This is a genomic window from Paenibacillus sp. P4_A7, from assembly GCF_056402455.1.
The window spans coordinates 1-8,429 of record NZ_JBFUHJ010000226.1; the positions used below are offsets into that span (position 1 = coordinate 1).

At 44.6% G+C, this 8,429-nt stretch carries 9 protein-coding genes, 1 pseudogene and 1 other annotated feature; of the genes and pseudogenes, 9 read left to right on the forward strand and 1 reads right to left on the reverse strand.

The window, feature by feature from the left end:
- Positions 1-52: 52 nt before the first annotated feature.
- The 5 genes from AC1DWN_RS21465 (at position 53) to AC1DWN_RS21485 (ending at position 3,379) form a co-directional block, all read left to right on the forward strand.
- Positions 53-1,294 carry a glycosyltransferase family 2 protein gene (locus tag AC1DWN_RS21465; RefSeq protein WP_477560946.1) on the forward strand — a complete coding sequence of 414 codons (1,242 nt, stop codon included), beginning with the start codon at positions 53-55 and terminating at the stop codon, positions 1,292-1,294.
- A gap of 106 nt (positions 1,295-1,400) precedes the next feature.
- Positions 1,401-1,549 (forward strand) — a sequence feature (ribosomal protein L20 leader region).
- A 57-nt stretch (positions 1,550-1,606) separates the two neighbouring features.
- Positions 1,607-2,104 (forward strand): translation initiation factor IF-3, encoded by a 498-nt coding sequence (infC, locus tag AC1DWN_RS21470; RefSeq protein WP_477560947.1) that lies wholly within the window; start codon positions 1,607-1,609, stop codon positions 2,102-2,104.
- Positions 2,105-2,139: 35 nt separating this feature from the next.
- Entirely contained in the window at positions 2,140-2,337 is a 198-nt protein-coding gene (gene rpmI, locus AC1DWN_RS21475) for a 50S ribosomal protein L35 (protein ID WP_477560940.1), read from the forward strand.
- A 44-nt stretch (positions 2,338-2,381) separates the two neighbouring features.
- Positions 2,382-2,741, forward strand: a complete 360-nt coding sequence (gene rplT / locus AC1DWN_RS21480; protein WP_475811628.1) for a 50S ribosomal protein L20 — start codon at positions 2,382-2,384, stop codon at positions 2,739-2,741.
- Between the two features lie 260 nt (positions 2,742-3,001).
- A complete protein-coding gene (locus AC1DWN_RS21485; protein WP_477560941.1) occupies positions 3,002-3,379 on the forward strand; it encodes a hypothetical protein in 378 nt (125 codons plus the stop codon).
- 9 nt (positions 3,380-3,388) lie between these two features.
- Here AC1DWN_RS21485 and AC1DWN_RS21490 read toward each other — a convergent pair whose 3' ends face one another.
- Complete coding sequence (locus AC1DWN_RS21490) at positions 3,389-3,856, reverse strand: GNAT family N-acetyltransferase (protein WP_477560942.1); 468 nt, start codon at positions 3,854-3,856, stop codon at positions 3,389-3,391.
- Between the two features lie 567 nt (positions 3,857-4,423).
- Here AC1DWN_RS21490 and ilvB point away from each other — a divergent pair.
- The 4 genes and pseudogenes from ilvB to AC1DWN_RS21510 form a co-directional block, all read left to right on the forward strand.
- Entirely contained in the window at positions 4,424-6,169 is a 1,746-nt protein-coding gene (ilvB, locus tag AC1DWN_RS21495) for a biosynthetic-type acetolactate synthase large subunit (protein ID WP_477560943.1), read from the forward strand.
- The gene (ilvN, locus tag AC1DWN_RS21500; RefSeq protein ID WP_477560944.1) at positions 6,166-6,651 is read left to right on the forward strand and encodes an acetolactate synthase small subunit; all 486 of its coding nucleotides are present in this window, start codon (positions 6,166-6,168) and stop codon (positions 6,649-6,651) included. Before ilvB ends, ilvN begins: the two co-directional genes overlap by 4 nt.
- Positions 6,652-6,773: 122 nt before the next feature.
- Positions 6,774-7,766, forward strand: coding sequence for a ketol-acid reductoisomerase (ilvC, locus tag AC1DWN_RS21505; protein WP_477560945.1), 993 nt, complete (start codon positions 6,774-6,776; stop codon positions 7,764-7,766).
- A gap of 141 nt (positions 7,767-7,907) precedes the next feature.
- Positions 7,908-8,429 (forward strand): annotated as a pseudogene (locus AC1DWN_RS21510) (2-isopropylmalate synthase); the annotation flags it as partial.

The following is an 8,429-nucleotide window of genomic DNA, read 5'->3' on the forward strand; positions in this document are numbered from 1 at the left end:
GGTGTTGGTGCTGAACAAGCAAAAAAACGGGGTCTCAAGGGGGCAGTACCGCATGGTCTTAAGTACAATCTTTATCGTTTTACAAGTGTTAATGGCGTCTATCGCGGTGTATCAATTTGGTCTCTCCATTTTTGGTTTTATGAAAAACAAAAGCCGGAAGTATCACGCGCCTCAAAAATCATTTGCTGTACTTGTCGCAGCCCACAATGAAGAAAAAGTGGTTGCAGCTTTGATTGAGAACTTAAAACAGATGGACTACCCAGAGGAACTATACGATATTTTTGTTATTTGCGATAACTGTACGGACGGAACGGCTGACATAACGCGCAGCCACGGCGTACACGCATGTGAAAGAACCAATCAGCATTTACGAGGTAAAGGCTACGCGATTGAGTGGATGCTTAAGGAACTATGGAGCATGCCAAGACAATATGATGCAATTGTTATGTTTGATGCGGATAACTTAGTTAATCGTGACTTCTTGCAGCTAATGAACAATGATTTATGTGAGGGACACCAAGTTATTCAAGGTTATTTGGACACAAAAAACCCAACAGATTCATGGGTTACTGCAGCTTACGGCATCACTTACTGGTACTGTAATCGCTTGTGGCAGCTTTCCAGAACGAATTTGAAAATGAGTAATTTTCTAGGCGGTACTGGAATGTGCTTTGACTCTGCACTTCTAAAGGACATGGGTTGGGGTGCGACAAGCTTGGTAGAGGATTTAGAGTTCTCTATGCGCTGTATTCAACGCAATATCTATCCTATCCTTAATTATGATGCGAAAGTATATGATGAGAAGCCTGTTACATTCAAAGCTTCTGCACGTCAACGCTTGCGCTGGATGCAGGGACATTTTAATGTCGCTAGGAATTACTTCTTTCCACTGCTATGGGCAAGTATTAAAGAGCGTAATTTCGTTAAGTTCGACTCAGCTATTTACACGGTATCAGTCTACAACACACTTCTAGGGTTCCTACTTACGCTGGTGATGTGGGTCGATATGGCGATTCCTCAATTTAATGCGCTGAATTCGGTTTATAGTTACTTACCTTGGTGGGTTATGGCTATCGCGATTTTTGCAGGAGTCATTCAATTCCCGCTAGCTATGATTCTTGAGGGAGTTAGATCATGGAAGCTGTACGCTTATCTGTTAACATTGCCAATCTTCCTAATCTCTTGGTGGCCAATCACCTTCTATGCCTTCTTCACGCAAAATAACAAACAGTGGAGCCATACGGAGCATTCGCGTGTTATACGGTTGGAAGAAGTTCAGAACAAGCAGCTATAACTCGGAAGAGGGAATAGAGCAGAATAAAAGATTGTTGCAGTTTGAGATTGACATTTCTTTTCGGGCTATGGTATAGTAACAAAGTAAAATTTCAACTAACTTAATGACGCACAAGCAGAAGCACCCGCTTCTCACCTTTCGGCTAAGGCTGGCTGGTTAGCGATAATCGATTAGCCATTCCTCTGAAGAGATGAAGCGGCATTAAAGTACGGTTATGAGATGCGGGTTCGAGCGAACCCGCATCTTTTTTATTTTGTGTAACTATGAAGGAATCTAATTTGGAGGTGGCACGTTATTAGCAGAGAACATCAAATCAATGATGAAATCCGGGCCAGAGAAGTGCGCTTAGTAGGCGCTGAAGGCGAGCAAATTGGTATTAAATCAATTCGCGATGCACTGCAGCTTGCAATTGAGCTGAATCTGGATCTGGTTAACGTCGCACCGACGGCTAAACCGCCGGTATGCCGCATAATGGACTATGGAAAATTCCGTTATGAGCAGCAGAAGAAAGAAAAGGAAGCACGCAAAAACCAAAAGATTGTTGATCTTAAGGAAGTGTGGTTCCGCGCTAACATTGAGGAAAACGACTACCAAACGAAATTCCGTAACGTTGTTAAGTTCCTTAATGAAGGCGATAAAGTGAAAGCATCCGTTCGATACCGTGGTCGTGAGATTCAACATGCTGCAATCGGACAAAAGATTTTGGATCGCCTCGCGAAAGAGGTTGCTGAGATATGTAACGTAGAACGCGCTCCTAAGCTGGAAGGCCGGAGCATGATTATGATTTTGGCACCCAAAACCACTAGTTAACAACTGGATGATAAACCTTAAGGAGGAAAACTCAAATGCCTAAGATGAAAACGCACAGCAGTCTGAAAGACCGCTTCAAAATTACTGGAACTGGTAAAGTAATGCGCTATAAAGCATACCGTAATCACTTGCTATCCGGTAAATCCGCTCGTCAAAAACGCGTTCTCGCTACTCAGCCGCTTATGGCAGCTGGCGATGTGAAACGTTTGAAGCAAGGCCTAGCTAATTTGTAAGAAACATTTCGACCAAATAAGATAACTACAGGAGGTTCCCACCCATGGCAAGAGTCAAAGGCGGTTTTGTCCGCACTCGTCGTCGCAAAAAGATTCTAAAATTAGCAAAAGGTTATTTCGGTTCGAAGCATCGCCTGTTTAAAACAGCGAAGGAGCAAGTAGGTAAGTCATTAATGTATGCTTACCGTGACCGTCGCAACAAAAAACGTGACTTCCGCAGACTGTGGATCGTTCGTATTAACGCGGCAGCTCGTATTAACGGACTTTCGTACAACAAATTTATGCACGGCTTGAAACTTGCGGGCGTAGAAGTTAACCGCAAAATGCTTGCTGACCTGGCTGTTAACGACATTAGCTCGTTCAACTCACTTGCAGGTATCGCTAAGGAAAAAATTAACGCCTAGTCGTTAATTAATAATAGAGGCTGTCCCATGTCGTCATTGCGATGACACTGGGGCAGCCTTTTGTTGTTATATAAGAATTTATAAGTATTCACTTATAAATGTGCTTATATATCACCGCGAAACGAAAGCTTTTGCCGAAGAGGACGGCGACAGCCGTTTACGCTTGTTTTAACACATTTAACATCCTATCGGACAAACATACAGGCGAACACCACATTTCCTGAATATGCTGAAGAACAACAGGAAAGGAGGGATTTCGCATGCGTAATGTTTCCAAGCAGGAGGTTCGGAAACTGATCGGCAAATCCATTTATGCAGTTAAGCAAGACGGCTCTGTCGTCACTGGCAAGCTTGTTCGGATTCACCAAAATAAACTAGTTATGGCTCCGCTCAAAAGAGACAAAGGCAAGCAAGTGCAAACAAAAGCATTTATACTACCGCTTGTTTTGTTTGATCTGCTGGCAATAGGAACAATTGGAGGGGGATTCGGCGGCGGATGCTGTAACAACAACTACAATAACAATAACAACTATGGCTACGGCGCTCCTAACGGGCCTTATGGGGCTAATGGAGCTTATGGTCCTAGCGGACCTGTAGGGCCATATGGATATGGCAATCAAGGCTATAACGGATTCTAAAGTGATGATTTAGTATGAAGTAGTAATGGGCGGGGTCAACAGCTTGAGCATCTCATAGCATCGAAGCTCTGGATGGTAGAGGACGTTTTCGTATCCAAGCTTATTATATAATTGATGGGCTTTGGCGTTTATTTGATCCACGAACAACCTAGCTACCTTGCATTGGTGTGCTTGGCCATAGGCCTCGCTTTGTGCTATTAATTTTCTGCCCCACTGGCGGTTGCGGTGATCGGGATGAGTGACCATCATATCTAAGTAAAGTACCTCGTCCATTACTTCAAAATGGATAAATGCGACGGGTGCGCTTTTTTTGGATAGAGAAGCTACATACGTAACACCGCGCCTGAACCGTTTTGGGAGCTCGCGGATCGTTTGTGCATCCAGTTGGTGTACGCTATGTGACAAAGGAATTAGTTCGGTACGAATGAGGCGAACCACCTCAGCTTCGTCATATCTAGGCTCGTAAAATCTAATCATGTTCATTCACCTATTTCTGCAGCGATAAGAAAATCTTAAGCTGCATGAATTTGCCGTTTTCAGGCTAAATTAGTATATGTCTAAGAACGCTATAGTGCGCAACGTGAATATTTAAGAAGAGTTGCTTCTGCTTCTTGACGAACATGAATTCACGGCATATAATAAGGAAAGTCTTATCTACCATGTTATGGTGTACGCACCGAAATGGTAAATACAAAATCGGCAATGATGAGGACGAAGTGTTAAGGGCTCTTTTGAACAGAGAGCGGATGGATTAGCTGCAACCATCGCCAATATCCCTTTTCTACGAGCTCACCTCGGAGCTGTTTCCCTGAAAAGCAACAACAGAAGCTGTTACTTATTAGGGGAAATCGCAGGGCAAGCGTTACAGTGCCAATGGTATGAACGATATTTGTAGAGCGTTCTTACCTGTGGAGGTTATACTTTGGAAGAAGTATAACGAATTTGGGTGGTACCACGGAAGTTATACCTTTCGTCCCTCTTTGCTTTCGTATGAAGCATGAGGGATGGAAGGTTTTTTTGTTTTTTCTGAGAGGAGGATGACTGATGGTAACGCAAGGTACAACACTGAAGTCAATAGAGGAAATAAAGGAAAGGCTTTCGAAGCCCGAAGTCATAAGCGGCTCGGAAATTTTGCTTCGTAGCTTGGTGCTTGAAGGTGTCGATTGCGTGTTTGGGTATCCCGGAGGCGCAGTGTTGTACATTTACGACGCTATGCACGGATTCTCAGATTTTAATCATGTACTGACTCGTCATGAGCAAGGCGCTATTCATGCAGCAGACGGCTATGCCCGTGCAAGCGGTAAGGTAGGCGTATGTATCGCGACATCGGGTCCTGGAGCAACAAATTTGGTTACGGGTATTGCAACTGCGTTTATGGATTCTGTACCGCTCGTTGTTATTACAGGTAATGTTATATCGAGCCTAATTGGCAGTGATGCTTTCCAAGAAGCGGATATTACTGGAATTACTTTGCCGATAACGAAGCATAGTTACTTGGTACGTGACGTTGAGGATTTACCGCGTATTATCCATGAAGCCTTCCATATTGCAAATACAGGCCGCAAAGGTCCCGTTCTGATTGATATACCGAAAGATATTTCTGCAGCAAAAACATTGTTCAAGCCGGTAACGGAAGTAAGCATCCGCGGTTACAACCCAACCGTATCGCCTAATAAGCTTCAAGTTGATAAGCTAATTAAAGCGATTGAGCAATCAGAGCGTCCGCTTATTTTAGCTGGCGGCGGCGTTGTATACTCGGGTGGACATGAAGAACTGTTGGAATTCGTTACGAAGACACAAATTCCAATTACGACGACATTGCTTGGTCTGGGAGCATTCCCGAGTGGCAATGATCTATTCCTAGGTATGCCAGGTATGCATGGCACTTACACAGCGAATAAATCGATTCAGGCAGCGGATCTGCTTATCAATATCGGCGCACGCTTCGATGATCGAGTAACTGGCAAGCTTTCAGGCTTTGCACCGCTGGCGAAGATTGTTCATATCGATATCGATCCAGCAGAGATTGGTAAAAACGTCCCTACAGACATTCCAATTGTTGGAGACGTTAAGACCGTTCTTCAGATCGTTAATCAGCAAGCTAAGCTTGCGGACAAAGCGGATGCGTGGCGTGCTCAGCTTAAAGCATCTTGTGCGGAATATCCTTTCTCTTATAAGGATTCCGAAGTTGAGCTTAAGCCGCAGTGGGTAGTAGAAATGATTCACGAAACAACAAATGGCGATGCGATTGTGACGACTGACGTTGGCCAACATCAAATGTGGGCTGCTCAGTATTACAAATTCAACAAGCCGCGTTCATGGGTTACRTCTGGCGGTCTAGGTACGATGGGCTTTGGTTTCCCTTCCGCTATCGGCGCTCAAATGGCGAATCCGGATCGGGTAGTCGTTTCCATTAATGGCGACGGCGGTATGCAAATGTGTGCACAGGAGCTGGCGATATGTGCAATCAATAACATCCCAGTTAAAGTTGCGATTATTAACAACCAGGTACTCGGCATGGTTCGTCAATGGCAAGAGCTTATCTATGACAACCGTTACAGTCATATTGACCTTTCTGGCAGTCCTGACTTTGTTAAGCTTTCTGAAGCTTATGGAGTAAAAGGGTTCCGCGCATCTAATAAAGAGGAAGCGCGTGCTGTATGGGAAGAAGCACTTCGCCATCCTGGTCCTGCGGTCGTTGAATTCGTTGTACGCAAAGAGGAGAACGTTTATCCAATGGTTGCGCAAGGAAGCACGATCGACGAAATGATCATGGGGGATGCGGAATGAAAAAGCATACGATCGCAGTAATCGTAAATGATCAGCCCGGCGTTCTACAACGGGTGTCCGGTTTGTTCGGACGTCGCGGCTTCAATATTGAGAGTATTACAGTTGGTTCAAGCGAAGAGAAAGGCTTGTCGCGTATGGTCATTGTCACTTCAGGTGATGACCATACGCTCGAGCAGGTCACCAAGCAATTGTACAAACTGATTGATGTTATCAAAGTAATTGATCTAAGTTCCAACCCAATGGTTGCACGTGAGCTTGCGCTTATTAAAGTAATAGCAGAGCCTTCAACTCGTCCAGAAATTCTGGGCGTCGTGGAGACGTTCCGTGCTTCTGTTGTAGATATCGGTACTCATTCACTTATTGTACAAGTCGTAGGCGATACAGAGAAAATCGATGCGATGGTTGAATTGCTCAAGCCTTACGGTATACGCGAGCTTTCACGTACTGGAGTGACTGCATTAAATCGAGGCAACGCTAAGTAATCTATTATAAATTTCAACTTCCCGCTTTGAGTGGGAGTTTAAGGGGAGAACCGTAGAATATGCGGTATTCTCTACTTAAACACCCACTCAAAAGGGTTAAATTAAAGGAGGCAATTATTAATATGGCAGTTACAATGTATTATGAAAAAGACGCAGATCAAGGCGTACTTCAAGGTAAAACAATCGCAGTAATTGGTTACGGTAGCCAAGGCCACGCACAAGCACAAAACCTTCGCGACAGCGGATTGAAAGTTGTTATCGGGCTTCGTCCTGGTAAATCTGCTGACGTTGCAAAAAAAGACGGTTTTGAAGTACTTACTGTTGCTGAAGCTACAAAAGTAGCAGATGTAGTTCAAATCTTGCTGCCAGATGAAACTCAAGCAAGCGTATATACTAGTGAAATCGCACCTAACCTGAAAAAGGGCGCTGCACTAATGTTCTCTCACGGATTCAACATTCACTACGGCCAAATCGTGCCTAATAAAGATACAGACGTATTCTTGGTAGCTCCAAAATCCCCTGGTCACATGGTTCGTCGTACTTACCAAGAAGGCTTTGGCGTTCCTGGACTAATCGCAATTGAGCAAGATGCAACTGGCAATGCTAAAGCTATTGGCCTTGCATATGCTAAAGGTATCGGCTGTACTCGTGCAGGCGTTATCGAAACATCGTTTAAAGAAGAAACAGAAACAGATTTGTTCGGTGAGCAAGCTGTTCTTTGCGGCGGTGCTTCTGCACTTGTTAAAGCGGGCTTCGAAACGCTTGTTGAAGCTGGTTATGCTCCAGAAATGGCTTACTTCGAGTGTTTGCATGAGCTTAAGCTGATCGTTGACATGATGTATGAAGGCGGAATCTCGTCGATGCGCGATTCAATCTCCAACACTGCTGAATACGGTGACTATGTAACTGGTCCTCGTATCGTTACAGAAGAAACGAAGAAAGAAATGAAACGCGTATTGGAAGATATCCAATCCGGTCGTTTCGCTCGTGACTTCATCCTTGAAAACCAATCGAACCGTGCTATGCTTACGGCTACTCGTCGTAACGAAGCTGCTCACCCTATCGAGCAAACAGGCGCACAGCTACGTGAATTGATGCACTGGATCAAGAAGTAATAAACGTTTAACCAATGAAATAGTATTACGATTAAACGATCATATCCCGGTTCGCCGGAGCGTTTGCCGATGCTTTATTGCAGCGGCAAATGTCTCTTGTGCGTATCGGGATCATTCTGTTCTCGGAGGTGTATGGCAGATATGCGGAAAATTTATATTTTCGACACAACGCTGCGTGATGGAGAGCAATCTCCTGGTGTTAACCTAAACACAAAGGAAAAGGTGGAAATCGCGCTTCAGCTCGAGAAGCTTGGAGTAGATCGAATGGAAGCTGGTTTTCCTGCGGCATCTCCTGGTGATCTTGCTGCGGTTAATGCGGTAGCTCGTGCAGTTAGAAATGCAACAGTCATCGGATTATCTCGTGCAAGAGAACAGGATATCGATGCGGTTCGTGAAGCTCTTCAAGKAGCACAGGATCCATGCATTCACCTATTCCTAGCTACTAGTCCCATTCACCGTAAGCATAAGTTGCGGATGGATAAGGATCAGGTGCTCGAAACGGCTGAGCGCGCAATACGTTATGCCAAGCAGTATTTTGATAAAATTGAATTCTCGCCTGAGGATGCTGGCCGGACAGAGCTGGATTATCTTTGCCAGGTTACGGATATGGCTATCAAAGCAGGTGCTACGGTTGTTAATATCCCCGATACGGTTGGATATTTG